The sequence below is a fragment of the Actinosynnema mirum DSM 43827 genome, assembly GCF_000023245.1.
Lineage (GTDB): Bacteria > Actinomycetota > Actinomycetes > Mycobacteriales > Pseudonocardiaceae > Actinosynnema > Actinosynnema mirum.
Genome location: NC_013093.1, coordinates 8,000,511 through 8,027,009, shown reverse-complemented (window position 1 = coordinate 8,027,009; position 26,499 = coordinate 8,000,511). Strand labels below are relative to the sequence as shown.

Below are 26,499 nucleotides of genomic sequence, written 5' to 3'. Positions count from 1 at the left end.
AATGACAGCCGCCGCGACACCCAAGGGCGTCCGCCGCCGCCAGGCGCTGGTGGAGGCCGCCGCGGAGCTGCTCGTGGAGGGCGGGTTCGCCGCGCTGCGCCACCGGGCCGTCGCCGAGCGCGCCGGCCTGCCGCTGGCCTCCACCACCTACTACTTCGACTCGATCGACGACCTGGTCACCGCCGCGCTGGAGCACCACGGCGACCTGGAGCTGGCGCGCGGCAAGGCCCGGCTGGACGAGCTCGACCCCGACGACTGCGACGGCGAGACCGTCACCGACCTCGTCCTGGAGCTCCTGCTCGGCCCGCCGGGCGGCGAGCAGGACGCCGAGGCCGTCGTGCTGCGCTACGAGCGCCTCATCGCCACCGGCCGCCGCCCCTACCTGCGCCCGCTCATGCACCGGCAGAAGAGCGCGCTGCACGGCCTCATCCTCGACATCTTCGCCCGAGCGGGCAGGCGGGTCGGGCCCGAGCGCGTCGAGGAGCTGATCGCCCTCGTCGACGGGGCCGTCGTCAACGCCCTCATCGAGGTGAACCCGGACCCCAGGGGCGTCGCCAGGAAGATGCTCTCCCGCGCCCTGCAACCCCGCTGACCCCTCGCGCGTGTAGTCCCAGGGGAGGGGCGGAAGGGGACTTCTGATGGGCAAGGCGGACGAGCAGGCGTTCCGCGACTTCGCCGAGCGGCAGGCAGGCGCGCTGCGGCGCACCGCCTACCTGTTCTGCGGCGACTGGCACACGGCGGAGGACCTGATGCAGGCCACCCTGCTCAAGCTCTACCAGGCGTGGCACCGGGTCGAGTGGCGCGACAACGCCAACGCCTACGCCCGCAAGGTCCTGCTGCGCACCTGGCTGGACGAGCGGCGCAGACCGTGGCGCAGGGCCGAGCAGCGGGACGGCGAGCTGCCGGAGGTCGCGGACTCGGGCTCCGACCCGGACGTGGCGGGGGAGCGGCTGTGGGCGAGGGACCTGGTGCACGCCGGCCTGCTGCGCGTGCCGCCGAGACAGCGGGCGGTTCTCGTGCTGAGGTACTTCGAGGACCTGCCGGTGAGCGAGGTGGCCCTGGCGATGGGGTGCACCGAGGGGACGGTCAAGAGCCAGACGGCTCGTGGGCTGGTCGCGCTGCGCGCGGCCGTGGAGGCGTTGGAAGGGCGGGTGGTTGCGTCATGAGCGAGGCTGAACTGCGGGAGGGGATGCTCGCCGCGCTGGGCGACGAGCCCCCGCTGGACTTCGACGCCGACGCGCTGATCAGGAAGGGCAGGCAGCGGCGCAAGCGCAAGCGCGCGCTGACCGCCGTCGGCACGACGACGGCGCTGCTGCTGGTGACGGCGCTGTCGGTGCCGCTGGTGCTCGACGGGCTGCGCTCCGGCGCCGTGGACTCGGCGGGGTCGGGCCTGATCACGATCACCGGGGAGCGGGCTCCGGGGTCCGGCGAGCCCGACCCCGCCACCGAGTCGCCCCGGCCCGCGGGCGAGGCGACGCTGGAGAGCAGCGAGTCGGGCTGGGTCCACTACTACCTGAACGAGATCTACCCCAACTACGGGGTGCTGGCGCTCGGCGAACCCCAGCTCGTCGCGAACACCTTCCCGGAGCTGGGGCCGCACGAGGGCTCCCTCGGCTACCTCGTCCGCTACACCAAGGGCGCCACCAGGGGGATGCTGCGCCTGGAGGTCGGCGGCGAGGACTCGGGACTGGGCTCCATGTGCCCCGACAAGAGGTACTGCCACTCCGAGGACCAGCAGCCGGACGGCAGCCGCGTCCAGGTGGCCAGCTACCCCGGTCGCGTGGAGGAGCCCGGTGGGCTGGAGGTCGTGCACCACCGGCCGGACGGCCTCGTCGTGCGCGTCGTCAGCTACCACACCGACCCGTCCGACCCCGACGTGCAGCTCGACCTGAACAGCTACGACGCCATCCTCGGCCTCGCCACGGACAGGAACCTCGCGCTCGCCGCGGGCTGACTATCCTGACCGCGTGAGCAAGCCCCGCATCTCGAACGTCCTCGCAGGTCGCTACGCGTCAGCGGACCTGGTCCGGCTCTGGTCGGCCGAGCACAAGATCGTCCTGGAACGGCAGCTGTGGCTGGCCGTGCTCCGGGCCCAGGCCGAGCTGGGCGTCGAGGTGCCCGAGGGCGCCGTCGCCGACTACGAGCGCGTGCTGGAGCAGGTCGACCTGGCCTCCATCGCCGACCGCGAGCGCGTGACCAGGCACGACGTGAAGGCCCGCATCGAGGAGTTCAACGCCCTCGCCGGCCACGAGCACGTGCACAAGGGCATGACCTCGCGCGACCTGACCGAGAACGTCGAGCAGCTCCAGGTGCTGCGCTCCCTGGAGCACGTGCGGGGCCGGGTGGCCGCCGTGCTGGCGCGCCTCGCCGGGCTCGCCGCCGAGCACACCGGCCTGGTCATGGCGGGCCGCTCGCACAACGTGGCCGCCCAGGCCACCACCCTCGGCAAGCGCTTCGCCACCGCCGCCGACGAGCTGCTCGTCGCGTTCCAGCGGGTCGACGAGCTGATCGCCCGCTACCCGCTGCGCGGCGTCAAGGGCCCGGTCGGCACCGCCCAGGACATGCTCGACCTGCTCGGCGGCGACCGCGAGCGGCTCGCCGACCTGGAGAGCGCCGTCGCCCGGCACCTCGGGTTCGAGCGGCTGCTCACCAGCGTCGGCCAGGTCTACCCGCGCTCGCTCGACTTCGACGTGCTCTCCAGCCTCGTGCAGGTGGCCGCCGCCCCGTCGTCGCTGGCCAAGACCATCCGGCTGATGGCGGGCCACGAGCTGGTCACCGAGGGCTTCAAGCCCGGCCAGGTCGGCTCCAGCGCCATGCCGCACAAGATGAACACCCGCTCGTGCGAGCGCGTCAACGGCCTGGCCGTGGTGCTGCGCGGCTACCTGTCCATGGTCGGCGAGCTGGCGGGCGACCAGTGGAACGAGGGCGACGTGTCGTGCTCGGTGGTGCGCCGCGTCGCGCTGCCGGACGCGTTCTTCGCGCTGGACGGCCTGCTGGAGACGTTCCTGACCGTGCTGGACGAGTTCGGCGCCTACCCGGCGGTGGTGCAGCGCGAGCTGGACCGCTACCTGCCGTTCCTGGCCACCACGAAGGTGCTGATGGCGTCGGTGCGCGCGGGCGTCGGCCGGGAGACCGCCCACGAGGCGATCAAGGAGAACGCGGTCGCGGTCGCGCTGGCCATGCGCGAGCGGGGGCTGGCCGAGAACGACCTGCTGGACCGGCTGGCCGCCGACGAGCGGGTCCCGCTGGACCGGGCCGGGCTGGACGCGCTGCTGGCCGACCGGCTCTCGTTCACCGGGGTGGCCGAGGAGCAGGTGGCCAAGGTCGCCGAGGCGGTGGCCGCGCTGCTGGAGAAGCACCCCGGCGCCGCCGACTACGCGCCCGCGCCGATCCTCTGAGCGCCTGAGCGCCCGCACGACCTGACACCGCCCGGCCGGGGACCTCCCCGGTCGGGCGGTCCCGCGCTCAGCCCTCCCAGCGCAGCCAGCCGCGCTGACCGGACCGGCACACCAGCCTGCGGCCGGTCGGGTCCACCGCCGTCGTCCCGACCTCCGCGCACGGGAACCCGCCCAGCGCGATCTGGTCGTACCGCCGGGTGTCCTCGCGCGCGCTGGTCGTCGTCGTGGGCGCGGGCGCGCTGGCAGGCGGCGGCGCCGTCGTGGTCGGCGCGGGCGGTGGCGGCGGGGCGGTCGTGCCCGCCACGGTCGGCCTCGCCGTGGTCGGCGCGGGCCGCACCGAGATGTCCACCTGCGGCACCAGCACCGTCGTCGGCGCCCGCTTGGCCGTCGTCGTGGGCGCGGCGGGCGTCGGCGCGGGCGCGGCCTGCGGCGAACCGCAGGCGGTGAGCAGCGCGAGCAGCGCGGCGCCGGTCAGCGCCGCGGCGCGCGGGAGTGCTTTCCGGTCCACCACGACGAGCACACTAGGGGCGGCGGACCGCTGCTCCAAGCGGCGTATCCCGATCGGTCTAACGGCGGCGTGTCGCGCCGGAGGGCGGGACGCGCTCCCGGCGCGTCCCACCACCCGCGCTACAGCCGCCCCGCGTCCACGATCCGCCGCAGGAACAACCTGGTCCGCTCGTGCTCCGGCTCGCCGAGCACCTGCGCGGGCGGCCCCGACTCCAGCAGCCTGCCGCCGTCCAGGAAGCACACCCGGTCGGCGACCTGCCTGGCGAAGCCCATCTCGTGCGTGGCCATCAGGATCGTCGTGCCCCGCGCCGCCAGCTCCCGCACCAGCCCGAGCACCTCGCCCACCAGCTCCGGGTCCAGCGCGCTGGTGATCTCGTCCAGCAGCAGCAACCTCGGCCCGTGCGCCAGCGCCCTGGCGATCGCCACCCGCTGCTGCTGCCCGCCCGACAACCGGTCCGGGTAGGCCCCCGCCCGGTCGGCCAGCCCGACCCGCGCCAGCAGCTCGCGGGCGCGCTCCTCGGCCTGCGCGCGCGGCGCCCGGTGCACCACCCGCGACGCGAGCGTCACGTTGTCCAGCACCGACATGTGCGGGAACAGGTTGTAGGACTGGAACACCACGCCCATCCGCCGCCGCGCCACGTCCGCGTCGACCCTCGGGTCGGAGACGTCCTCGCCGTCGAGCAGCACCTGCCCGTCGTCCAGGTCCTCCAGCAGGTTCGCGCAGCGCAGCAGCGTCGACTTGCCCGAGCCGGACGAGCCGATCAGCACCACGACCTCGTGCTCGGCCACGTCCAGGTCGATCCCGTCGAGCACCCGGCGCCCGCCGTACTCCTTCACCACGTTCCGCAGCCCCAGCACGGGCTGCCCGGCCACCGGCCCGCTCATCGCGCCCCCTGCCGCTCGGCCGCCCGCCGCGCCACCGCGTCGGCCAGCCGCCCCGACGGGATCGCCAGCAGCACGAACAGCAGCGCCGCGACCACGTACGGGGTGAAGTTGAACGTCTTGGCCTGCACGATCTGCGCCGCCCGCACCGCGTCCACCGCGCCGAGCACCGAGATCAGCCCGCAGTCCTTCTGCAGCGCCACGAAGTCGTTGAGCAGCGCGGGCGTCACCCGCCGCACCGCCTGCGGCAGCACCACCAGCCGCAGCGTCCTGCGGTGGTCCAGCCCCAGCGAGCGGGCCGCCGCGATCTGCGACGGGTGGATCGACTCGATGCCCGCGCGGAACACCTCGGCCACGTACGCGCTGTAGGTCAGCACCAGCGCGATCCCGCCCAGCACCACCGGGTCCGTCGGCACCCCGCCCAGCCGCAGCGCGGGCAGCCCGAACCCGACCAGGTACAGCAGGATGATCAGCGGCAGCCCCCGGAACAGGTCCACGTACCCGGTGGCCAGCGCCCGCAGCGGGAACCACACCGGCCCGCGCAGCGTGCGCAGCCCGGCCAGCAGCACCGCCAGCACCAGCACGCACGCCGCGCACACCAGCAGCACGCGCAGGTTCAGCCACAGCCCGTCCAGCACGGCGGGCAGCGCGTCCCACGCCACCTCCGAGTCGAAGAACGACGCCTTCACCCTGGGCCAGCCGGGCGCCCCGGTCACCGTGAACCAGGCCGCCGCGGCGAACACCAGGGTCGACACCAGCGCCACGGCCGTGGACCGGCGGGCCCGCGAGCGCCGGTAGGCCAGCCGCTCCCGGTGCAGCTCGCTGACCGGGAGCGGCGCCCGCGCCGCGGAACCGCTCACTTCAGGACGGGCGCGGAGCCCGAAGCGGACATCCACTCCTGCTCGAGGGCGGCCAGGACGCCCCTGGAGCGCAGCGCCTCGACCGCCTGGGACACGCAGTTCGTCAGCGGGCTGCCCTTGTCCAGCACGGCGCCGAACTGCTCCGGCTTGCCGTCACCCGCGGGGATCTGCCCGACGATCTTCGCGTCCTCCAGCTCGGCGGAGGTGACGTAGAGCGCGGTCTGCAGGTCGAGCACCAGCGCCTGCACCTGGCCCGCCCGCAGCGCGGCCTTGGCGTCGTCGTTGGTGTTGTAGACCGACACCTCCTGCGACGGCTGGAGCCGCTCCGCCGCGTCGTAGCTGGTCGTGCCGACCTGCGCGCCGATCTTCACGCCGCGCAGCGCCTCCAGCGACGTCACCGCCGCCGCGGGCGAGTCCTGGAGCGCGATCACGGCCTGCGCCACGTCGTAGTAGGGCGCGGACATGTCGACGGACTGCTTGCGCTCGTCGGTGATCGAGAACTGGTTCAGGTCGAGGTCGAAGGTCTTCGGGCCGGGCTGGACGGCCGCGTTGAACTGCACCCGCACCCACTCGACGTCGGCCTTGGCGTAGCCCAGCTCCTCGGCCAGCGCGTAGGCCACGGCGGACTCGAAGCCCTTGCCGCTGGCCGGGTCGTCGTCGACGAACCACGGCGCGTAGGCGGGCTGGTCGGTGCCCAGGGTCAGCTTGCCCGAGGTCAGCGTCGGCAGCGCCCCCTTCTCGCAGGAGGCGGCGGACGCGGAGCCCGACGGCGCGGAGGAGGTCTCGTCGACGGGGGCGCACGCGGAGGCGGCGGCGATCGCGGCGGCGGCGATCAGCAGGGCGGGGGAGCGCATGGCGGTCATCATCCCCCGTACCGGGCGGATCGCTCACCTGCTGGGACAAGTACGCTGCTCCGCGTGCCGCAGCTCGCCGACTACCCCGTGATCGCCACCGGCAAGGTCCGCTCGGTCCACGCCGTGGACGACGAACTCCTGCTGTTCGTCGCGTCCGACCGGATCTCCGCCTACGACCACGTCCTGAGCACGCCCATCCCCGACAAGGGCCGGGTGCTCACGGCGATGAGCGTGTTCTGGTTCGACAAGCTCGCCGACCTGGCGCCCAACCACCTCGTCGCCTGGGACGACCCGCGCATCCCGGCCGAGGTCAGGGGCCGGGCGCTGCTGGTGAGGCGGCTGGACATGGTGCAGGTCGAGTGCGTCGCGCGCGGCTACCTCACCGGCTCCGGCATGGTCGAGTACCGGGAGACCGGGTCGGTGTGCGGCGTGCCGCTGCCCGAGGGGCTGGTCGAGGCCTCCGAGCTGGCCGAGCCGATCTTCACGCCGGCCACCAAGGCCGAGCTCGGCGCGCACGACGAGAACGTGAGCTTCGCGCACGTCGAGTCGGTGGTCGGCGGCGCGCTGGCCGAGGAGCTGCGCGCGCGGACCCTCCAGGTGTACTCGGCGGCCCGCGAGCACGCGCGCAGCCGGGGCGTGGTCCTGGCGGACACCAAGTTCGAGTTCGGCGTCGACCGGGCCGGGACGCTGGTGCTGGCCGACGAGGTGCTCACCCCGGACTCGTCCCGCTACTGGCCCGCCGACTCCTACCAGGCAGGCCGGGTGCAGCCCTCGTTCGACAAGCAGTACGTGCGCGACTGGCTGACCTCGGCCGAGTCCGGCTGGGACCGCAAGTCGGACGCGCCGCCGCCCGCGCTGCCCGCCGAGGTCGTGGCCGCGACCCGCGCCCGGTACGTCGAGGCGTACGAGCGGATCACCGGGCTGTCCTTCGCGGACTGGCCCTCGGCCTGATCCTCCCCCTCTGAGCGCTCCGGCGCGGTCCCGATCTCCCGTGGACCGCGCCGGAGCTGCTCCCGGCCGCCTCCCCCCGGTTTTCGCGGAATCCGCATCCCGCCTTCACCCCGCCGTGGCGCGCAGTACACGCCCGTGCGGCGCACTGGTGGGCATGGTCGCGCGCCTGGTGGTGTCGCTGTCGGGGATCGGCTCCGCACCGGTGGGGCCGAGCTCGGAACTGGCCGGTGAGCTGGGTCGCCGGGGTGTTCCGCTGTCGTTGTTGCTCGCGCCCGCGCACGTCCGGCGGGGCGAGGCGCTGGACTGGGTGCGGTCGCGGCTGGACGGGGGCGACGCGCTCGTGCAGCACGGGTTCGACCACCGCGACGACCCGTTCGCGCTGCGCAGGCGCGCCGAGTTCGCGGTGCTGCCCGCGCACGAGGCCGGGCTGCGGCTGGTGGCCGCCCGCGCCGCGTTCGCCCGCCACGGCCTGGCCACCGACGTGTTCGCGCCGCCGTCCTGGGTGGTCTCGCCCGGCGCGCTCCTCGCGCTGGCCAGGCACCGGTTCGCGGTGTGCGCCGACCTCGCGGGCGTGCGGGACCTGCGCACCGACCGGTACGTGGAGAGCCGGGTGCGCGGTGGTGGCCCCAAGGGGCTGGCCGCCGCGCTGCGCCGGGGCGGGGTGGTGCGGATCGGCGTCGACGCGGCCGACCTGCCGGGGCTGCGCGGCGCGGTGCTCGGCGCCGTGGACGTCGTGCTGGCCCACGGCGCCGACCCGACGACCTACGCCGACCTGATGACCGGGTCAGACCTCGGTCGGCTCACCCGGCGCTAGCACCACCACGGACGTCCCGGCGGGGGCCGTGGACGTGAGCACGGTGTGGTGCAGGGTCGGGTCCGCGAGCACGGCCTGGTGGATCGGCACCGCGACGCGCGGGGCGATCGCGGCCAGGAAGTCGGCCGCCTCGGACAGCTTCAGCCACGGGGCGGCGGCGGGCAGGCCCAGCACGTCCACGGGCTCGCCGGGCGGGGCGAGCGAGTCGCCGGGGTGGTAGAAGCCGTCGACCAGGTAGCCGACGTTCGGCGGCAGCGGGATCGCGGGGTGGACCTCCTCGTGCGGCGCGGCCAGCACCCGGACGCGCGCGCCGCCCAGCTCCAGCTCCGCGCCCGGTTCGGCGGTCGTCGCGCCGAGGTCCGGGTGCCGCGCCGCGGAACCGGGGTCGAGCACCAGGGTCGCGCCGGGGTTGGCCGCGAGCAGCGCGGGCAGCCGCGCCGGGTCGAGGTGGTCGGGGTGCTGGTGGGTGACCAGCACCGCGTCCAGCCCGGTGAGCTGCTCGAACCCGGCCGAGTAGGCGCCGGGGTCGAACAGCAGGCGAGCCCCGCCCGCCTCCACGAGCAGGCAGGACTGGCCGAAGTGGGTGATCCTCACGCGGTTCTCCTAGGTCGGTGCCCCCTGGTTCCCGTTCTACCCCCAGGACCGCGCGGCCGTCCCGGCTCTCGTCGGCAGCCCGGCGCGTCGGTCAGCCCGGCGCGTCGGTCAGCCCGGCGCGTCGGTCACCCCAGCTCGTCGAGCAGCGCCTGCTCGGTGGCGGCGTCCAGCCCGGCCCGGCGCGGCCGGTCGAGCCCGAGCTCCCGCTCGTGCGCCAGCGCGTCCACGGCCGTCTCGGACACCGGCCGCACCCGCAGCCCGGCTTCGAGGGCGGGCCGGGGGTTGCGGAACATCATCGCCTCGAACCCCTCGGGCAGCCACAGCGGCAGCGAGCGCGGTCCGGCCCACGGCTGCACGCCGTGCCGGTCGAGCACGTCCACCGGCGCCCGGACCAGCTCGGTCCCCGAGGGCGCCACGGCGCCCGCGACCTCGCCGAGCAGCAGGCTCAGCGGCTCGGCCGGGCCGACCCCGTCGTGGGTGCCGGTGATCCGCTGCTCGGCCGCGTCCACGACCCAGGTGGCGAGGTCGCGCACGTCCACGTGCTGCACGGGCTGCTCCGGCGCGTCGGGCACGACCACCCGGCCGCCCGCGGACATCCGGGCGGGCCAGTAGCCGAACCGGTCGCTGAGGTCGCCTGGCCCGGTGATCAGGCCCGCGCGCACCACGAACGCCCGGTCCTCCAGCGCGTCGCGCACGGCGTTCTCGGCGGCGACCTTCAACGCCCCGTACCGCTCGGGCGTCACGGGCGCGTCCGGGTCGTCCTCGACGGGCTCCAGCAGCTCGGTGCTCGTGGACGACGACGGGTCGGCGTAGACGGACCCGGTGGAGACGAAGGTCCAGTGCCCGGCGGCGTCCCCGAGCACCCGCAAGGCCTCCCGCACCCACCCCACGGACCGCGCGACGTCCACCACCGCGTCGAACCGCTCGCCCGCAAGCCCCCCGAGCCCGACCGCCCGGTCGACCTCGACGAGCGAGGCCCCGCCGGGCACACCCCCGGAAACCCCGCGCGCCGCGCACACCACCTCGTGCCGCCGCCGCACGGCTTCGGCCGCGACCGCGCGACCGAGGAACACCGTCCCCCCGAGCACCAGTATCCGCATGGGGCCACCTTGCTCGCGCCCGAGCCGCACGGGCCAGCGACTCCGCCGACGGCGAACGGACGAACACACGTTCGGGTGGGCTTGATCGAGGACTCACTCGATAGTGCCGATAACGCTCCGGTGAGCTTGCACGCTTTTGTCGACGAGAGCCGTCGGCGCGACACCTACTTCCTGGCCGCCGCAGTGATCGACCCCGGTGAGGTCGCCGTCCTGCGCAAGCTGCTCAGGGGACTGCTGTTCGCGGGACAGCGGGAACTGCACTTCAAGAAGGAGAAGCCGGAGCGGCGCAAGGCCGTGCTCTCGAAGCTGGTCGAGTGCGGCCCCGTCGTCCACGTCTACCAGCGGGACTGCGCGGACAGCGAGGAGCGGGCCAGGCAGGCTTGCCTGGTCAGGATGCTCGACGACCTGCTGGACATGCGGTTGCGCCGCCTGGTCCTGGACAGCAGGGAGGAGCGGAACCTGCACGACGCCCAGACGATCCGGGCCGCGCTGGGCAAGCGGCCCAGCCACTCCGAGGTCGTCTACGAGCACATGGTCAGCACGCAGGAGCAGCTGCTGTGGATCGCGGACGTCGCCGCGTGGTGCGCCGGAGCGGGCGGTGATTGGGCGCGCAGGGTGCGACCTCTGATCGCGAAGACCGTCGTGCTGCCCGATTGGCCCTGAAAAGCGCGAAGCACGGCCGCCGACCGTCCGGACGGGGACCGTGCTCACTTCCTCGGCCTACGGGGCCTTGGCGAGGTCAACGATAGCAAGCCGAACGGCCCCTGGCAGTGCCTTTCCACCCCCACGATCAGGTGAACCTGTGCCCCACGCCACCTGTGAACTCGATGAACACCCAGCTCAGGTACGGTTGCGCGGTACCGCACGCCCTCCATCAGGGAGCAGCCTGTCGTGGCCCGAGTCGTCGTCGACGTCATGCCGAAGCCCGAGATCCTCGACCCGCAAGGACAGGCGGTGGCCAACGCGCTGCCCCGTCTCGGGTTCGAGGGCGTCACCAGTGTCCGCCAGGGCAAGCACTTCGAGCTGGAGGTCGCCGACGACGTCGACGACGCCACGCTCGCCAAGATCGCCGAGACCTTCCTGGCGAACCCCGTGATCGAGGACTGGGTCGTCCGGCGGGTCGAGGCATGAGGGTCGGCGTCATCACCTTCCCCGGCACGCTCGACGACGTCGACGCGGCCCGCGCCGTCACCTACGCGGGCGGGGAGGCGGTCAGCCTCTGGCACGCCGACGCCGACCTCAAGGGCGTCGACGCGGTCATCGTGCCGGGTGGGTTCTCCTACGGCGACTACCTGCGCTGCGGCGCGATCGCCCGGTTCGCCCCGGTCATGCAGGAGGTCGTCACCGCCGCGAAGGGCGGGATGCCGGTTCTGGGCATCTGCAACGGCTTCCAGATCCTCTGCGAGGCGCACCTGCTCCCCGGCGCGCTGACCCGCAACGACAAGCTGCACTTCGTGTGCCGCGACCAGTGGCTCAAGGTGGAGAACACCTCGACCGCCTGGACCACCCGCTACGACGACGGCGCCGAGATCCTCGTGCCGCTCAAGTCCGGCGAGGGCGGCTACCAGGCCGACCAGGCCACCCTGGACGAGCTGGAGGGCGAGGGCCGCGTGGTGTTCCGCTACGTCGGCGACAACCCCAACGGCTCCCGCAACAACATCGCGGGCATCACCAGCGCGAACGGTCGCGTGGTCGGCCTCATGCCGCACCCCGAGCACGCCATCGACGCGCTCACCGGCCCCACGGACGACGGACTGGGCATGTTCTTCTCCCTGATCGACTCGGTGGTGAAGGCGTGACCGACACCGTCGACACCGCGCTCGCGACCCCCGACCAGGACCAGCCCTACAAGGAGCTGGGCCTCAAGGACGACGAGTACGCCCGCATCAAGGAGATCCTGGGCCGCAGGCCCACGGACGCCGAGCTGGCGATGTACTCGGTCATGTGGAGCGAGCACTGCTCCTACAAGTCGTCCAAGGTGCACCTGAAGTACTTCGGCGAGACCACCACGGACGAGATGCGCTCGAAGATGCTCGCGGGCATCGGCGAGAACGCCGGCGTCGTCGACATCGGCGACGGCTGGGCCATCACGTTCAAGGCGGAGAGCCACAACCACCCGTCCTACGTGGAGCCCTACCAGGGCGCCGCGACGGGCGTGGGCGGCATCGTGCGCGACATCCTCGCGATGGGCGCCCGCCCGCTGGCCGTGATGGACCCGCTGCGCTTCGGCGCGCCCGACGCGGAGGACACCCGCCGCGTCGTGCACGGGATCGTCGCGGGCGTCGGCGGCTACGGCAACTGCCTGGGCCTGCCGAACATCGGCGGCGAGGTCGTGTTCGACGAGTCCTACCAGGGCAACCCGCTGCTGAACGCCCTGTGCGTCGGCGCGATGCGCGTGGAGGACCTGCACCTGGCGCACGCGTCCGGCGCGGGCAACAAGATCATCCTGTTCGGCGCGCGCACCGGCCTCGACGGCATCGGCGGCGTGTCCGTGCTGGCGAGCGAGACGTTCGACGACTCCGCGGGCAAGCGCAAGAAGCTGCCCGCCGTGCAGGTCGGCGACCCGTTCACCGAGAAGGTCCTGATCGAGTGCTGCCTGGAGCTGTTCGCCGAGCGCATCGTCGTCGGCATCCAGGACCTCGGCGGCGCGGGCCTGTCCTGCGCGACCTCCGAGCTGGCCTCGGCCGGTGACGGCGGGATGCACGTCTACCTCGACCGCGTCCCGCTGCGCGCCACCGGCATGACGCCCGCCGAGGTGCTCTCCAGCGAGTCGCAGGAGCGCATGTGCGCGGTCGTGCGGCCCGAGGACGTCGACGCCTTCATGGCCGTCTGCGCCAAGTGGGACGTCATCGCCACCGAGATCGGCGAGGTCACCGACGGGGACCGCCTGGTCATCACCTGGAACGACGAGGTCGTGGTGGACGTCCCGCCGCGCACCGTCGCGCACGAGGGCCCGGTGTACAACCGGCCGATCGAGCGCCCGGCCGACCAGGACGAGCTCCAGGCCAACACGCCCGACTCGCTGCCCCGCCCGACCCGCGGCGAGCTGCTGGAGCTGGTCAAGAGCCAGGCCGCGTCGCCGAACCTGGCGTCGAAGCGCTGGATCACCCAGCAGTACGACCGCTACGTGCGCGGCGGCACGGTGCTCGCCCAGCCCTCCGACTCCGGCATGATCCGGATCGACGAGAGCACGAACCGGGGCGTGGCGCTGTCCACCGACTGCAACGGCCGCTACACCAAGCTCGACCCGTACGCGGGCGCGCAGCTGGCGCTGGCCGAGGCGTACCGCAACGTCGCCACCTCCGGCGCGACCCCGGTCGCGGTCACCAACTGCCTGAACTTCGGCTCGCCCGAGGACCCGGCGGTCATGTGGCAGTTCGAGCAGGCCGTGAAGGGCCTCGCGGACGGCTGCGCCGAGCTGGGCATCCCGGTGACCGGCGGCAACGTCAGCTTCTACAACCAGACCGGTTCCACGGCGATCCTGCCGACGCCGGTCGTGGGCGTGCTCGGCGTCATCGACGACGTCCGCCGCCGCATCCCCACCGGGATCGGCGCGGAGGCCGGCGAGACGCTGCTGCTGCTCGGCGACACCCGTCCCGAGTTCGGCGGCTCCGAGTGGGCGCACGTCGTGCACGGCCACCTGGGCGGCCTGCCGCCGAAGGTGGACCTGGCGCGGGAGAAGCTGCTCGGCGAGGTGCTGGTCGCCGGTTCCCGCGACGGCATGGTGTCGGCCGCGCACGACCTGGCCGAGGGCGGCCTGGCGCAGGCGCTGGTCGAGACCTGCCTGATCGGCGAGACCGGCGCGCGCGTCTTCCTGGCCGAGGACGAGTTCACCGACCTGTTCAGCGAGTCCGCCGGTCGCGTGCTGGTGGCCGTTCCGCGCTCCGAGGAGCTGCGGTTCACCGACATGTGCACCGCGCGCGGCCTGCCGTGGCGCAAGGTCGGCGTGGTGGACCCGGACTCGGACGGCATCGAGTTCCAGGGCCTCGGCGTGCTGGGCCTCGCCGAGCTGCGCGAGGCGTGGGAGGGCACCCTCCCGGCGCTGTTCGACTGAGCGAGCCGCGCGGGGAGCGGGGCCCGTCGGACTTCGGTCCGGCGGGCCCCGCTCGCGCGGCGGGTCAGCTGTACGCGAGCGCCTGCAGCCGGTCGTAGCCGCCGTTGAACTCGTTCTGGTCGATCGGCGACGACGAGTACTGCCACATCGTGTAGACGCTCCACCCGCGCGGCAGCGTCCCGACCGTGGACGCGTACCGCGCGACCCAGAGCGGGTTGGTGCCGCTGAAGTCCCCGCTCACGCACTGGTTCCACCAGCTCGTGGACGTGTAGATCACCGGGTAGACCCCGGTGCGCGCCCGGTAGGTGTCGCTGAAGTCCTTGATCCAGTTGGTCATCGCGGACGGGGACAGGCCGTAGCAGGTGCTGCCGTACGGGTTGTACTCCATGTCCAGCGCGCCGGGCAGCGTCCGCCCGTCCCTGGACCAGCCCCCTCCGTTGCTCGCGAAGTGGTTGGCCTGGGCGGCGCCGCTGGAGTTCGCGGGCAGCGCGAAGTGGTATGCGCCCCGGATCATGCCGACGCCGTAGGAGCCGTCGTACTGCTGGGCGAAGTAGGGGTTCTTGTACGTGGTCCCCTCGGTCGCCTTGACGTAGGCGAACCGCCGCCCGGCGTTCCACTGACCTCCCCAGTCCACGTTGCCCTGGTAGCTGCTGACGTCTATGCCGTAGACGGCCGCGGCGGCGGAAGGCCCGCGCGGCTCGACGTGGCGCGCGGCGGCGCCCTCGTGCTTGGCGATCTGGGACCCCATGGCGTGGTCGCCCTCGGGCAGGGCCAGTGCCGGTGACGCCGATGTGGACAGCGCGGCGGCGGCGCAGGCGAGCGCGGCGACCGCGCGTCGGACGAGTGGCCTCATCGTTCGACTCCTTGTGGTCGAGCCTGCAGGGAGTGACTCGACCGCAGTGTGTGGCACTTCCAACAAGATGACCAGACTGATTGTTAATAGCTCACGAAAACGGAGCAGCGCGCGCATTCGGGTGATCAGCCCGATGCCAGCCTGGTCAGCTGGCCCGCGTCGCCGTTGAACAGGTTCTGGTCGCCGGGGAACTGCCCGGCGGCCTGCCACTGCCAGAACGTCTGGTAGTCCCAGCCGCTCGGCAGCTGCCCCAGCTGGTCGGTGTAGTGCGCGACCCACAGCGGGTTCGACTCGCCCAGCCGCAGCTTGTCGCCCACGCACTGGTTCCACCAGTTGGTCGACGTGTAGATCGTCGCGTGCCGCCCGGTGCGCTCGGCGAGCCTGCCGCTGAACTGCCGCACCCACTCGGCCATCGAGTCCTGGTCCTTGCCGTAGCAGGTGTCCCCGTACGGGTTGTACTCCACGTCCAGCGCGCCGGGCAGCGTCATCCCGTCGCCCGCCCAGCCGCCGCCGTGGTCCACGAAGTAGTCGGCCTGGGTCCCGCCGTCCGAGCGGTCGGGCAGTGCGAAGTGGTACGCCCCGCGCACCATGCCGACGCCGCGCGACCCCTCGTACTGCTGCTGGAAGTGCGGGTTGGTGTACCCGGTGCCCTCGGTCGCCTTGACGTAGGCGAACCGCGCCCCGTCGCCCCACGGCCGCCCCCAGTCCACGTCGCCCTGGTGGCTGCTCACGTCCATGCCGGGCACCTTGCCCGTCGGGTCGGGCGCCGCCGAGGACCGGGCGCCCGCCCAGCCCTCGCGCTTGGCGATCTCCGAGCCCGCGTAGTGCTGGTCCGAGCCCTCCGGCGCCCCCTCGTCGGGCAGCGGCTCGGCGTTCAGCGCGGTGGTGTGCGCCACGGCGAGCAGCACCGCCGCCGCCGTGGTTGGCAGGCCCCACCGGGTCGCCCACCTGCGTGTTCGGCCCTCCGGCGTCATCGAAGCCCCCGATCGGTCTGCGGTGCTGGTGCTTCCGGCACACCGATGGTCCGCCCGAACGGCTTACGACGCATCCGGTGTGTCACCCGGAAAGACGCACCGTGACCGAAGGCGGTTCAGGGTTTAGGGGGAAGGGCCGACTTCGGGAAGCCGCACGCAGGGGCGCGGCGCAGCGGTCCGCGGTCTCGCACCGCTGCGCGGCGCGGGGGTCGGGGACCCCGCCTGGACGGGGGCAGGCGGGCCGGCTCACGCCGGGGAGGCGGGGCCCTCCTCGGGCACGTCGCCCTCCAGGTTCCAGCCCTCGCGCGGCCCGCCGCGCAGCGACACCTCCCCGACGACCCGCAACCCGCCGCGCAGCTCGGGCGGTGGCGCGTCGGCCAGGTGCGCGAACCGGGCCACCCGCGCCCCGCGCGCGTCCACCCCGGCCCGGAACTCGACCTCCTGCAGGGAGAGCCCACCCGCGAAGTCGCAGTCCCGCAGCTCCACCCGGCCCAGGAACGCCGCCCCGGAGAACAGCGCGGGCTTGCTGAACGAGGCCTCGGCGAACCGGCTGACCCCGTGGAACCGGGTCCGGCGCATCACGCACCGGCCGACCCGGCGGCCCTCCAGGCGCAGGTACTCCACGTTCGCCCCGGACAGGTTCAGGTTGAAGCGCTGCTCCGGGTCGTCCACCCCCCCACGGCAGCAGGTCGGTGATCAGCCCCTGCGCGGTCAGCCGGACCGTCCGCTCCAGCTCCTGCTCGTCCGTGCCCCGCGCGGCGCCCCACCGCGCCGGGTCGTCGGGGTTCTCCTCGTACGCGGGGTGGCGGAAGGGCCTGCGCAGGTACGCGCACAGCACGTCGAGCACGGTCTGCCGGTAGCGCGGCGTGGCGCGGGCCAGCCCGGCCAGCGCGTGCAGCGCGCCCACCCGCACCTGGTCGGCGTCGTGCCCGAGCAGCTCGACGGCCCGCGCGAACCGCTCGTCGGCGACCTTGTCGCTCTCCAGCTCGTGCTTGGCCTCGTCGACGCGCCGCCGCCGGTCGTTGAGCCACAGCGCGTACAGCGCCACGACCGACGCGCCGACGAGCCCGCCGGTCTTGATCGCCTCGCCCTTGGGCTGGCCGGGGTCGAGCAGCCCCAGCCCCAGCGCCGCGCCCACCGTCGCCAGCACCGACAGCGCGATCGCGGCGACCAGCCCCTTGTTCACCCGCTTCACGACCTGACCTCCCCGCGCGGTCCGACCTTCCAGCCCTCGGGCAGCCGGTTCGCGTGCTCCTCGGACACCCGCACCCCCTGCGCCTGCGCCGTCAACGCCGTCGGCAGCACCACCCCGCCGGTGAACCGCGCGCCCCGGAAGTCGGCGTCCCCGGTGAACCGGGCGCCGTCGAAGGTGACCGTCCCGGTGAACCGGGCGTCGGCGAACTTGGTGGGCCCGAGGAACTTCGAGCGCTCGAACGAGGCCGGTCCGTCGCAGCGGAACCCGCTGAACCAGGCCCGCTCCCGGAACACCGCGTCGTGCAGGTGCAGCTCGCCCGCGCTGCCCGTCCCGGTGAGCCAGACGTCGCCGTGGAACACCGCGTGGTGCAGCGAGTTCGACCCGGTCAGCACCGCGCCGCGCATCACCAGCGAGCCGATCGCCCGGTGCGACAGGTCGAAGTACCGCAGGTGCGCGTCGGTCAGGTCCAACCGGTACCGCGGCGGGTCCTGCGCGTCGGCGGCGGGCAGCAGGTCGGCGACGACGCGCTGCGCGGTCAGCCTGACCTCCTGCTCGCGGTCCCCCTCCCGCCGCTGGCCCTCCCGCTGCTCGCCCTCGAAGACCTCGGGCTTGCGCCGCAGGTACGCGCACAGCACGTCCAGCACGGTCTGCGCGTACTCCGGCCGGGACCGCGCCAGCCCCGCCATCGCGTGCATCGCGCCCACCCGCACCTGGTCGGCGTCGTGCCCGAGCAGCTCGACGGACTTCGCGAACCGCTCGTCCGCCACCCGCGACCGGTCGTGCTCGGCCCGCTGGCTCTCCAGCTCGTGCTTGGCCTCGTCGACGCGCCGCCGCCGGTCGTTGAGCCACAGCGCGTACAGGGCCACCACCGCGCCGCCCGCCAGACCGCCGGTCTTGATCGTCTCGTGCTTGGGCGCGCCGGGGTCGATCGCCAGCAACCACCCGGCCACCAGCAGGAAGGCCCCCGCCGACCCCAGCAGCGTCGCGGCCAGCATCCGCTTCCGCTTGCTCCGCAGCTCCACCAGCGCCAGCGCGAGCGCCACCAGCGACACCACCGCGCCCGCGATCCACCACACGTGCTCCACGCGGGCGATTCTGCCCGTCCGCCGCGCCCCCGGTGATCAGAACCGGGAACCGGCGGGACGGGCCGGTGCGGTCACCCGGCGCAGTGGCCCATGATGTGCGGGTAACCACGCGCGAACGGAGACCAAGTGCAGCAGGGGCCGAGCACCGCGCCCGGCGAGCCGGAACCGGCCGCCCGCGCCCGGAGGTCGCGCCAGGGGGCCGAAGCGGGCGGGGACGCGCGGCCCGCGCTGGGTTACGGTGGGGTGCTGGGCGGACGGCGGGCCACGCCGGGCGGCGGCACGGGCCCCCGTGCGGCGGTTCCCGGTCCCGCACTGCCGCGCGGCGCGGAACGGACATGACGGAACGGGCTGGACACCTGGTGGCTCCCTCGGGGCGTTCCCACAACACCGACCCGGCGCTGCGGGCCGGGGCCGAGTCGTTCGCGCGCACCTGGGCGACGGCCGTCATAGGCAGCAGCTACGTGCCCATGACCCGGTCCGAGGTGGTCGAGCACCTGCGCGCCCTCACCGAGGTCCTGGTGACCGCGCTGCTCGCCACCCCGTTCCGCCCGGCGCCCGGCCACGAGATCGGCGCCCGGCTGGTCGAGGCGCACTTCACCGGCACCGACACGCTCGGCCGCACCGTGCAGCTCATGGGCGACGACCTGTGCGCCGAGCTGGGCATCCCCGCCGACGACTCCACCCGCACCCGCCTCGCCGCCCTGCAAGGCGCGCTCGCGGCGGGCTACGCGCGCGCCCTGCGCGAGCGCACCCTCGCCGAGCAGGAGGCGATCCGCGCCGCCGTGCTGGACGCCCGCGACCAGGCCGAGGCCGCGCTGCGCGCCTCCGAGGCCCGGTTCCGCGCCATGTTCACCGAGGCCGCCATCGGCATCGGCATCGCCGACGTCGAGGGCCGCATCCTGGACGTCAACCAGGCGCTGCAGGACATGCTCGGGTTCGGCGTCGAGGAGATGCGGCAGCACAACATCCGCGACCTGATGCACCCGGAGGACGGGCCGTCGGTGTGGCGGCTCTACGACCAGCTCACGGCGGGCGAGCGCGACCACTACCGCGCGGAGAAGCGGTTCCGGCGGGCCGACGGCGAGCAGGTGTGGACGCACCTGACGCTGTCGCTGGTGCGCGACGACCACGGCGACCCGCAGTACCAGGTCGCCATGATCGAGGACGTCACCGACCGGCACCTGCTGCAGAACCGGCTGCGCTACCAGGCGCTGCACGACCCGCTCACCGGCCTGCCGAACCGGGCGCTGTTCCTCGACCGGCTCAGCCGGGTCTTCGGCAACCCCGACAAGCACCGCGCGGGCCTGTGCTACCTGGACCTCGACGGGTTCAAGGTGATCAACGACAGCCTCGGCCACGACATCGGCGACCAGCTGCTCGTCGAGGTCGGCAGGCGGCTGGACCGCTCGGTGTCCGGCGACGGCAAGCTCGTGGCGCGCATGGGCGGCGACGAGTTCGTGATCCTGGTCGAGGACTCCACCCGCACCGACGACATCGTCGCCGTCGCGGACCGGGTGCTGCGCGAGCTGGAGTCCCCGATCCGCATCGGCGGGCACGAGCTGACCGTGTCCGCGTCCATCGGCATCGTCGAGCGCGGGCTGGAGGGCACCAGCGCGCCCGACCTGGTGCGCGACGCCGACATCACGCTGTACTGGGCCAAGGCGGACGGCAAGTCCCGCTGGGCGCTGTACGACCCGGACCGCAACGCCAAGGAGATCGCCCGGTTCACCCTGTCCGCCACCATGCCCGCCGCGCTGGAGCGCGACGAGTTCTACGTGGACTACCAGCCGCTGGTGCGGTTGGAGAACGCGCGGGTGGTCGGCGTGGAGGCGCTGGTGCGCTGGCAGCACCCGGAGTTCGGGCGGCTCGCGCCGGACCGGTTCATCGAGCTGGCCGAGGAGACCGGGCTGATCGTCCCGCTGGGCCGGTGGGTGCTGCGCAAGGCGTGCGAGCAGGGGCGGCGGTGGCTGGACGAGTTCGCCGAGCTGGCGCCGTACGTGAGCGTGAACCTGGCGGTGCGGCAGTCCCGCGACCCCGAGCTGGTGCGCGACGTCAAGCGCATCCTGGACGAGACCGGCCTGCCGCCCCGGCACCTGCAGCTGGAGCTGACCGAGAGCGCGATCATGGGCACCGCCGACGAGCCCCTCGAAGCGCTGCGGGCGCTGTCGGACATGGGCGTGCGCATAGCGATCGACGACTTCGGCACCGGCTACTCGAACCTGGCGTACCTCAAGCACCTCCCGGTGCACGAGCTGAAGATCGCCGGGTCGTTCATGGAGGGGCTGCGGGCCGCCGACGAGGAGGACCCGGTGGACGCGCAGATCGTGTCCACGCTGGTGCAGCTCGCGCACGCGCTCGGCCTCGGCGTGACGGCGGAGGGCGTGGAGACGCCGTCGCAGGCCAAGCGGCTGCACCGGATCGGCTGCGACACCGGGCAGGGGTGGTTCTACGCCAAGCCGATGGCCCCGGAGGGCATCGACGAGATGCTGCGGCGCTGAGCGGTCGGTCCCACGCTCAGGCCAGGTCGACGACCACCTTCACGTCGCCGTCGGCCCGGTCGAACGCCTCGGTGAACCGCTCCAGCGGCACCCGGCGGGTGATCAGGCCGCGCAACCAGCCGAGGTCGGCGCCTGCGAGCGCGGCGGCGGCCTCGCGGTAGTCGTCGGGGCCCGCGTTGACCGTGCCGATCAAGGCCCGGTTGCCGAGCACGGCGGCGTCCAGCACGGACCGGTCCAGCGCCGCCGGGCCGTGCTCCCCGGAGATGCCCGCCAGCACCACCACCGCCGCCCGCCGCGCGCACTCCCAGGCCAGCTCGGCGACCCCGGTGCACTCGATCGCCACGTCGACCTCCCGGTCCGGGACCGAGCGGTGGTAGGTCGCGCCGAGCGCCCGCACCAGGTCCGGCTTCACCCCGTCGGCCACCCGGTCCACCACGTGCACGTCGTACCCGCGCTGCACGCCCAGCAGCGCCGCCAGCAGCCCGATGGGACCCGCGCCGACCACGAGCGCGGTGCGGGCGGGCACGAACGCGCGGGAGCACAGCAGCTCCGCCTGCGCCCACGCCTTCGCCACCACCGACGCCGGTTCCAGCAGCACGCCCGCGTCGCCGAGCGCCGGGTCGAGCTTGACGGCGAACCGGGGCGGCACGCTCCAGCGCTGCGCCCCGTACCCGTCCAGCTCCTTGATGCCGCGCTCGCGGTAGCGCCCGTTGCGGCAGAAGTCCCACGCGTCGGCCGCGCACGCCGCGCACGGCTCGGGGTCCGGCCGCCGCACCACCCCGGCCACCAGGTCGCCGGGCGCGAACCCGGAGCCGTCGGGCGCGCTCAGCACCTCGCCGAGCGACTCGTGGAACAGCACCAGCCCGTCCCGACCGGGCGGGAGCCACCCGAACCCGTCCCGCACGATCTCCACGTCGGTCGCGCACACCCCGGCCAAGCGCCCGGCCACCAGCACCTCGCCGACCCGCTCGACCGCGTCCAGCCCGACCACCGCGCACCGGTCGGGCTCACCGGGAACCGCCCACGCCGCCCGCACCCCGTCAGCCACGCCCGGAGGCTACGTCCCCAGGCGTGGCGCCGCCGGGCCCGTTGGGCCGAACGGGCGTTGTGAGCGGCACTCCCGAACGGGACACTCGCGGGCCGCCGGTCGGCTACGTTGACCGGCATGGGGAGAAGACTGCCGAGCCTCGCCGCGCCCGTCCTGGCCGCCGCGCTGGCGCTGTCGGCGTGCGGGGGGACCACTGAGGGCACGCCGAAGGCGGAGTCGCCGTCCTCGGCAGGCCCCTCGTCGGCGAAGCCCGCGGTGAGCAGGCCGAAGGAGCTGGACCTCAGGGGCATGGAGACGTGCGACGTCCTGCTGACCAACGCCCAGCTCGCGGAGCTGGGGGTCAGGCCGCCGTCGGAGAACAAGCCCGCCCCCATCGCCGCCAACGGCCTCTACGCCTGCAGCATGATCTGGAGGGAGCACCCCGGCTGGTCGCTGGGGTACACCGTCTCCAAGGCCGCGGGCGTCGACGACTACCGGGAGCGGATGAACGCGGGCGACAGGATGGAACCCGGTCAGGTCGACGGTTTCCCCACCTACCTCGTCGACCGGAGCGACACGCTCCAGGTGTACTGGGAACTTCTGGTGGACGTCGCGGACGGGCAGGCCCTCGCTCTCGACATCTCCTATTTCCGGATGGACTTCGAGCGCGTCGAGGCCCCGGCCTCGGAAGAGCTGCACACGAGGCTCGAGAAAGCGGCGAGCTACTCGCTGCAAGCGCTCATGAGCAGGTAGTTCATGGTCAAGTAGTTCTACTCGACTTGCCGGTGGAACTGGAGACACCCGCATCGCGTCGGAGTTACAGTCGTCCAGGCAGGCGCGCAGGGGAATTGACTTTCGAGGAGGGTGTGTCGTGTTCATCGCGGATGGCGGTGCCGGGGGGTCCGCGCAGAGCCAGCTGCCCGCTTACAGCGGTGCGCAGCGGAGGTTGAAGCTCGACGCGGGTTCCATCCCCAAGGCCCGGGAGCTGTTCACCAAAGCGCTGGCGGACTTCGACGACCAGTTCCAGGTGGTCGAGCCCAGCGTGAAGGCGAAGCCGTGGGGAGGCGACCCGGTCAGCAAGGAGACCGCGGAGAAGTTCAACCACGACACCTTCGACGCAGGCGACAACGCCGCGATGCAGGCGCTGGTCGCCTACCGCAAGCAGATCCAGGGCGTGATCGACCAGCTGGCTCAGATCGAGGCCACCTACACGGGTGTCGAGACCGGCAACCAGGCCTCCTTCAACCGCACCGCGAACGCCTGAGGGGGACGAGCGCGACATGGGCAACCACCGCTGGCGGGGCTACGACCACCCCGAGCTCTACAACATGATCAACTCCGGCCCCGGCCCCTCCGCCTCCTACGTCGTCGAGGACGGGTGGCAGAAGCTGGGCACCGCCCTCCAGGCCATCGACGCGGACCTCCGCGACGGCCTGGCGGGCCTCAACGCGAGCTGGGAGGGCGACACCGCCGACTCGACCCAGACCGCGGTGTCCCCGCTCGCGCAGTGGGCCGAGGACGCGCAGCAGAGCGCGAGGACGATGAAGACCTCGGCCGGCCTCCAGGCCGACTACATCGCCGACGCCCGCAAGGAGATGCCGGAGCCGGTCCCGGTCACCACCGAGGCGCCCTCCGGCTGGGACAAGTTCAAGGCGGGCTTCACCGACGGCGTGACGCTCGGCCTCGCGGGCAGCTCCGCCGACGTGATCCGCCAGCAGCGCGACCACGAGGCCCAGGAGGCCGCGCAGGAGAACGCGCAGCAGAAGGCCATCGCGGTCATGAACGCCTACGAGTCCAACAGCGAGTGGAACCGGAACACGCTGGGCGAGTTCGTGCCGCCGCCGCAGGTCGTCATCGACGCGCCCGCGCCCTCGGGCGCCAGCGGCATCCAGAGCACCGCGTCGGCCGGGTACGCCTCGCGGTCCGACTGGAGCGTCACGAGCACCGGCGGCGCCACCGGCACCAGCTCCTACACGCCCACCCCGACCGCCCCGCCGGTCAGCACGGGCGGCTACACCCCGGTCGGCCCCGGCGGCACCACGAACCCGTCGCTGGCCACCCCGACCCCGGTCGGCACGCCGGTCGCGCCCCCCGTGGCCCCGCCCGGCCTCGGCGTCACCAACCCGTCCGGCAACCCCGGCGGTGGCGGCGGCGGTGGCGGCTGGGCGCCGCCGAACCCGACCGGCAACGGCAGCGGGAACGCCGGCAACACCCCGCCCAGGACCACCCCCAACCCCGGTGTCGTCCCGCCCAGGACCAACCCCGGCCCCGGCGTCACCCCGCCGAAGACCGGCGCAGGCCCCCAGGTCGGCGCCCTGCCCAAGGGCCCCGGCGTTCCCGGCGCCCCGAACGCCTTCGGGCGTCCGGGGACGGGGATGCCCGGTGGGCTCGGCGGCGGTCGTCCCGGAATGCCGGGGATGCCCGGCGCGGGCGGCTTCGGCACGGGCGGCTTCGGCGCGGCCGGTGGCGGCGCGGGGATGCCCAGCGGGACCGGCGCGGCCGGTGTCGCGGGCAACGGCCAGCCCGGCCTCGGGCGCGGCGGCGCGGCGGGCGTCCAGGGCTTCGGCCCCGGCGCGGCGGGCGCGGCTGCCTCGGGTGGTCGCGGCGCGGCGGGTGGCGCGGGCATGGCGGGCGGCGCAGGCGCCCCCGGCGCGGCGCGCGACGAGGACGACGTCGAGCACAAGCTCGCCGACTACCTCGTGGAGACCGCGGACGTCTTCGGCGACGACCGCATGGTCGCGCCCCCGGTCATCGGCGGCGAGTAGCCAGTGGGGGAGCGGCCCGCGCGATGTCCTCGCGCGGGCCGCTCTTCCAGCTCAGGACCACTTTTCTCTTGGGGGAGACGACCGGTGGACTACTTCGGGGGAGCCGAGGAGCAGGAGCCGATCACGCTGTCGGCCGAGGAGTTCGACGTGCTCTGGGAGCGCTTCGACGCGGGTCCGATGCCGCTGGTGATCAAGGTCCCGTCGCCGGGCAAGACCTACTCGGAGCGGGCGCAGCTGGAGGACCGCGTGTGGCGGTCGATCGGCGCGCGCGGCCTCGGCGGGCCGAGGGGCCTGCACCCCGAGCTGGACTTCCTGCTGCGCACGCTCATCCGGCCCGAGCGCGAGGTCGACGCCAGGCTGTGGCTGGGCCGGAGCGTGCGGGTCCTGGCCGCCGCCAACGGCGACCACGGCTCGCTGGCCACCCTGGTCGACGGCCACCTGACGTTCCGCAGGACCGCCGGGACCGGGCTGCCCGCCGCCGTCGTGGCCGCGCTGCCCAGGCACCCGGCGGGCACGGGCCACTCGGTGACCCTGCCCAGCGCCGACCTGGAAGCCGCCGTCGAGGGCTCCGACAACACCACCAAGGGCATCGAGAGCGCGCTGCGCGGCAAGGGCCTGCGCGAGGCCGACGCGACCGCGCTGGCCAAGATGCTCACCAACCCGGTCGGCACCGGCAACTTCGGCGCGGCGGCCCGCGACCGCTACGGCAAGCGCTGCCGCCCGGACCGCGTGGTGGGGTTCTTCGACAACGAGGAGGGCCGCTTCCTCCAGCAGCGCCGCACCTCGCAGGGCGCCGAGGCGTGGAGCACGTTCACCCCGACCGACAACCGCAGGCTCGCCCACCAGGTCGACGAGCTGCTGACCGAGGCGATGCTGGCCGCGGGGCAGGAAGTCCGCGGATAGGGTTGGCCCGTGCCGAGGAGACCACCCGACCCGACCGAGACCAGGGCCGCCGTCCAGGCCGTGCTGCCGTGGCTGGAGGACGGGTCGACCACCCCCGCCCGCCCGGCGCTGGCGGCGGCGGTCAGGCTCAGCCTGCGCACCCTGGAGCACGCCGCGCCGGGCCACACCGTGGAGGTCAGGGTCCCGCCGTTCGCGGCCGTGCAGTGCGTGGCGGGCCCGAGGCACACCAGGGGCACCCCGCCGAACGTGATCGAGACCGACCCCCGCACCTGGCTGGAGCTGGCGACCGGCAGGCTCACCTGGGAGGCAGCCCTGGCGGCGTCGCGGGTGACGGCGTCGGGAACGCGCGCGGACCTGTCGGAGCACCTGCCACTTCTGCGGTTCTGAGGGTGGCGGACGACCGGCGCGGTTAGGTTCGACGCCATGAGGCGGCTGGGTATCGCGTTGCTGGCGCTGGGTTTCCTGCTGACGGGCTGTTCGAGCGGCTGGGAGGGCGAGGTCCGCTTCAAGGTGACCGAGGTGCTCCCCGAGCGCGAGAACAAGTCGGGTCAGCTGCTCAAGCCCCACGTGCTGATCACGCTCGACCAGGAGATGTCGAAGGACGAGCCCGCCCTGGCGAAGGAGGGGGCCGACCTGGACCAGTTCCCCGCCGACGTGAAGGCCGGCGACGCCGTGCTGTGCCAGGTGCGCAGCCACGACGACAACGCGTTCGACGACGTCGGCCCCAAGGTGACGATCAGCTCCTGCCGCGCGGCGTGATGTCGTGAAAACGGGGGGCGAGCGCTCACCGCGCCGGTTAGGTTCGACGCCATGAGGCGGCTGGGTATCGCGTTGCTGGCGCTGGGTTTCCTGCTGACGGGCTGTTCGAGCGAGTGGCAGGGCGAGGTCCGCTACAAGGTCCTGTCGCTGCACGAGAGCTACGAGAGCATCCCCGGTTCGGTGAAACCGGCCTACGCGCGCCTGGAGATCGACGGCGCGGAACCCCGGGGCACTGTGGAGCCCGTCAGCCCCGCCGTCGCGGACCTGGACAAGCTCCCCGAGGGCGTGGCCGTGGGCGACGTCGTCGTGTGCCCGGTGCGCCAGCACGACGAGAACAGCTACGACGGCAAGGGCACCGAGGTCACGGTCGGCCCCTGCACGGCGGCCTGAACCGTCCGGGGCCCCTGCCCAGGGGCCCCGGACCAG

The 26,499-nt window shown here is 73.6% G+C and carries 30 protein-coding genes; 19 read left to right on the top strand and 11 right to left on the bottom strand.

The genetic code is table 11. The features are described from left to right. Position 1 precedes the first annotated feature (1 nt). The 4 genes from AMIR_RS34150 to purB are packed head-to-tail and all read left to right on the top strand — an operon-like array spanning position 2 to position 3,398. Positions 2-592, top strand: coding sequence for a TetR/AcrR family transcriptional regulator (locus AMIR_RS34150; protein WP_015805563.1), 591 nt, complete (start codon positions 2-4; stop codon positions 590-592). A 46-nt stretch (positions 593-638) separates the two neighbouring features. Next, the gene (locus AMIR_RS34145) at positions 639-1,166 is read left to right on the top strand and encodes an RNA polymerase sigma factor (RefSeq protein WP_015805562.1); all 528 of its coding nucleotides are present in this window, start codon (positions 639-641) and stop codon (positions 1,164-1,166) included. Continuing rightward, entirely contained in the window at positions 1,163-1,954 is a 792-nt protein-coding gene (locus tag AMIR_RS34140) for a hypothetical protein (RefSeq protein ID WP_015805561.1), read from the top strand. Before AMIR_RS34145 ends, AMIR_RS34140 begins: the two co-directional genes overlap by 4 nt. A 13-nt stretch (positions 1,955-1,967) precedes the next feature. Next, complete coding sequence (gene purB / locus AMIR_RS34135) at positions 1,968-3,398, top strand: adenylosuccinate lyase (protein ID WP_015805560.1); 1,431 nt, start codon at positions 1,968-1,970, stop codon at positions 3,396-3,398. Positions 3,399-3,465: 67 nt separating this feature from the next. Here purB and AMIR_RS34130 read toward each other — a convergent pair whose 3' ends face one another. The 4 genes from AMIR_RS34130 to AMIR_RS34115 form a co-directional block, all read right to left on the bottom strand. Next, entirely contained in the window at positions 3,466-3,909 is a 444-nt protein-coding gene (locus AMIR_RS34130) for a hypothetical protein (protein WP_143761013.1), read from the bottom strand. A 116-nt stretch (positions 3,910-4,025) separates the two neighbouring features. After that, complete coding sequence (locus AMIR_RS34125) at positions 4,026-4,790, bottom strand: amino acid ABC transporter ATP-binding protein (protein WP_015805558.1); 765 nt, start codon at positions 4,788-4,790, stop codon at positions 4,026-4,028. Next, on the bottom strand, positions 4,787-5,647 hold the full coding sequence (locus AMIR_RS34120; RefSeq protein WP_015805557.1) for an amino acid ABC transporter permease: 861 nt from the start codon (positions 5,645-5,647) through the stop codon (positions 4,787-4,789). The genes AMIR_RS34125 and AMIR_RS34120 overlap by 4 nt, the downstream gene beginning before the upstream one ends. Further along, positions 5,644-6,501 (bottom strand): ABC transporter substrate-binding protein, encoded by an 858-nt coding sequence (locus tag AMIR_RS34115; RefSeq protein WP_015805556.1) that lies wholly within the window; start codon positions 6,499-6,501, stop codon positions 5,644-5,646. Before AMIR_RS34115 ends, AMIR_RS34120 begins: the two co-directional genes overlap by 4 nt. 63 nt (positions 6,502-6,564) lie before the next feature. Here AMIR_RS34115 and AMIR_RS34110 point away from each other — a divergent pair, with 63 nt between their 5' ends. Further along, positions 6,565-7,452, top strand: coding sequence for a phosphoribosylaminoimidazolesuccinocarboxamide synthase (locus AMIR_RS34110; RefSeq protein WP_015805555.1), 888 nt, complete (start codon positions 6,565-6,567; stop codon positions 7,450-7,452). Positions 7,453-7,606: 154 nt separating this feature from the next. After that, entirely contained in the window at positions 7,607-8,266 is a 660-nt protein-coding gene (locus AMIR_RS34105; protein WP_015805554.1) for a DUF2334 domain-containing protein, read from the top strand. Here the strand turns inward: AMIR_RS34105 and AMIR_RS34100 are convergent. Together AMIR_RS34100 and AMIR_RS34095 are read right to left on the bottom strand one after the other, a co-directional pair. Beyond that, on the bottom strand, positions 8,237-8,860 hold the full coding sequence (locus AMIR_RS34100) for an MBL fold metallo-hydrolase (protein WP_015805553.1): 624 nt from the start codon (positions 8,858-8,860) through the stop codon (positions 8,237-8,239). The genes AMIR_RS34105 and AMIR_RS34100 overlap by 30 nt on opposite strands. Before the next feature lie 125 nt (positions 8,861-8,985). Beyond that, complete coding sequence (locus AMIR_RS34095) at positions 8,986-9,960, bottom strand: NAD-dependent epimerase/dehydratase family protein (protein ID WP_015805552.1); 975 nt, start codon at positions 9,958-9,960, stop codon at positions 8,986-8,988. 120 nt (positions 9,961-10,080) lie between these two features. Between AMIR_RS34095 and AMIR_RS34090 the strand changes: the two genes are divergently transcribed. The 4 genes from AMIR_RS34090 to purL all read left to right on the top strand — a co-directional run bounded on the left by AMIR_RS34090 (position 10,081) and on the right by purL (position 14,014). After that, on the top strand, positions 10,081-10,623 hold the full coding sequence (locus AMIR_RS34090) for a hypothetical protein (protein ID WP_015805551.1): 543 nt from the start codon (positions 10,081-10,083) through the stop codon (positions 10,621-10,623). Positions 10,624-10,851: 228 nt separating this feature from the next. Beyond that, the gene (gene purS, locus AMIR_RS34085; RefSeq protein ID WP_015805550.1) at positions 10,852-11,091 is read left to right on the top strand and encodes a phosphoribosylformylglycinamidine synthase subunit PurS; all 240 of its coding nucleotides are present in this window, start codon (positions 10,852-10,854) and stop codon (positions 11,089-11,091) included. Beyond that, a complete protein-coding gene (gene purQ / locus AMIR_RS34080) occupies positions 11,088-11,759 on the top strand; it encodes a phosphoribosylformylglycinamidine synthase subunit PurQ (protein WP_015805549.1) in 672 nt (223 codons plus the stop codon). The genes purS and purQ overlap by 4 nt, the downstream gene beginning before the upstream one ends. After that, complete coding sequence (gene purL / locus AMIR_RS34075; RefSeq protein ID WP_015805548.1) at positions 11,756-14,014, top strand: phosphoribosylformylglycinamidine synthase subunit PurL; 2,259 nt, start codon at positions 11,756-11,758, stop codon at positions 14,012-14,014. The genes purQ and purL overlap by 4 nt, the downstream gene beginning before the upstream one ends. A gap of 64 nt (positions 14,015-14,078) precedes the next feature. Here purL and AMIR_RS34070 read toward each other — a convergent pair whose 3' ends face one another. From AMIR_RS34070 to AMIR_RS43350, 3 genes are all read right to left on the bottom strand, one after another. Next, positions 14,079-14,867, bottom strand: a complete 789-nt coding sequence (locus AMIR_RS34070; RefSeq protein ID WP_015805547.1) for a lysozyme — start codon at positions 14,865-14,867, stop codon at positions 14,079-14,081. A 125-nt stretch (positions 14,868-14,992) separates the two neighbouring features. Next, on the bottom strand, positions 14,993-15,841 hold the full coding sequence (locus AMIR_RS34065; RefSeq protein WP_015805546.1) for a lysozyme: 849 nt from the start codon (positions 15,839-15,841) through the stop codon (positions 14,993-14,995). A gap of 246 nt (positions 15,842-16,087) precedes the next feature. After that, positions 16,088-16,513, bottom strand: coding sequence for a pentapeptide repeat-containing protein (locus AMIR_RS43350; RefSeq protein WP_041837201.1), 426 nt, complete (start codon positions 16,511-16,513; stop codon positions 16,088-16,090). Positions 16,514-16,707: 194 nt separating this feature from the next. Here AMIR_RS43350 and AMIR_RS43345 point away from each other — a divergent pair, with 194 nt between their 5' ends. Beyond that, positions 16,708-17,043, top strand: a complete 336-nt coding sequence (locus AMIR_RS43345) for a hypothetical protein (RefSeq protein ID WP_041837200.1) — start codon at positions 16,708-16,710, stop codon at positions 17,041-17,043. On the opposite strand, the gene AMIR_RS34050 is transcribed toward AMIR_RS43345, so the two are convergent. Beyond that, a complete protein-coding gene (locus AMIR_RS34050; protein WP_015805545.1) occupies positions 17,033-18,121 on the bottom strand; it encodes a pentapeptide repeat-containing protein in 1,089 nt (362 codons plus the stop codon). The genes AMIR_RS43345 and AMIR_RS34050 overlap by 11 nt on opposite strands. Positions 18,122-18,456: 335 nt before the next feature. Between AMIR_RS34050 and AMIR_RS34045 the strand changes: the two genes are divergently transcribed. Further along, on the top strand, positions 18,457-20,619 hold the full coding sequence (locus AMIR_RS34045) for a putative bifunctional diguanylate cyclase/phosphodiesterase (protein WP_015805544.1): 2,163 nt from the start codon (positions 18,457-18,459) through the stop codon (positions 20,617-20,619). A gap of 16 nt (positions 20,620-20,635) precedes the next feature. Here the strand turns inward: AMIR_RS34045 and AMIR_RS34040 are convergent, their stop codons facing one another. Further along, positions 20,636-21,667 carry a glucose 1-dehydrogenase gene (locus AMIR_RS34040; protein WP_015805543.1) on the bottom strand — a complete coding sequence of 344 codons (1,032 nt, stop codon included), beginning with the start codon at positions 21,665-21,667 and terminating at the stop codon, positions 20,636-20,638. 117 nt (positions 21,668-21,784) lie between these two features. On the opposite strand from AMIR_RS34040, the gene AMIR_RS36535 reads away from it, so the two are divergent. The 7 genes from AMIR_RS36535 to AMIR_RS34005 all read left to right on the top strand — a co-directional run bounded on the left by AMIR_RS36535 (position 21,785) and on the right by AMIR_RS34005 (position 26,463). Further along, positions 21,785-22,399 carry a DUF3558 family protein gene (locus AMIR_RS36535; RefSeq protein ID WP_015805542.1) on the top strand — a complete coding sequence of 205 codons (615 nt, stop codon included), beginning with the start codon at positions 21,785-21,787 and terminating at the stop codon, positions 22,397-22,399. 118 nt (positions 22,400-22,517) lie between these two features. Beyond that, entirely contained in the window at positions 22,518-22,910 is a 393-nt protein-coding gene (locus tag AMIR_RS36530; protein ID WP_015805541.1) for a hypothetical protein, read from the top strand. Positions 22,911-22,926: 16 nt separating this feature from the next. Further along, the gene (locus tag AMIR_RS43015; protein WP_015805540.1) at positions 22,927-24,411 is read left to right on the top strand and encodes a PPE domain-containing protein; all 1,485 of its coding nucleotides are present in this window, start codon (positions 22,927-22,929) and stop codon (positions 24,409-24,411) included. Between the two features lie 84 nt (positions 24,412-24,495). After that, the gene (locus tag AMIR_RS34020; protein WP_015805539.1) at positions 24,496-25,314 is read left to right on the top strand and encodes an ESX secretion-associated protein EspG; all 819 of its coding nucleotides are present in this window, start codon (positions 24,496-24,498) and stop codon (positions 25,312-25,314) included. A gap of 9 nt (positions 25,315-25,323) precedes the next feature. Beyond that, on the top strand, positions 25,324-25,701 hold the full coding sequence (locus AMIR_RS34015; protein ID WP_015805538.1) for a sterol carrier family protein: 378 nt from the start codon (positions 25,324-25,326) through the stop codon (positions 25,699-25,701). Positions 25,702-25,737: 36 nt separating this feature from the next. Further along, positions 25,738-26,073 (top strand): hypothetical protein, encoded by a 336-nt coding sequence (locus tag AMIR_RS34010; protein WP_015805537.1) that lies wholly within the window; start codon positions 25,738-25,740, stop codon positions 26,071-26,073. Between the two features lie 51 nt (positions 26,074-26,124). Further along, a complete protein-coding gene (locus AMIR_RS34005) occupies positions 26,125-26,463 on the top strand; it encodes a hypothetical protein (RefSeq protein ID WP_015805536.1) in 339 nt (112 codons plus the stop codon). Positions 26,464-26,499 lie beyond the last annotated feature (36 nt).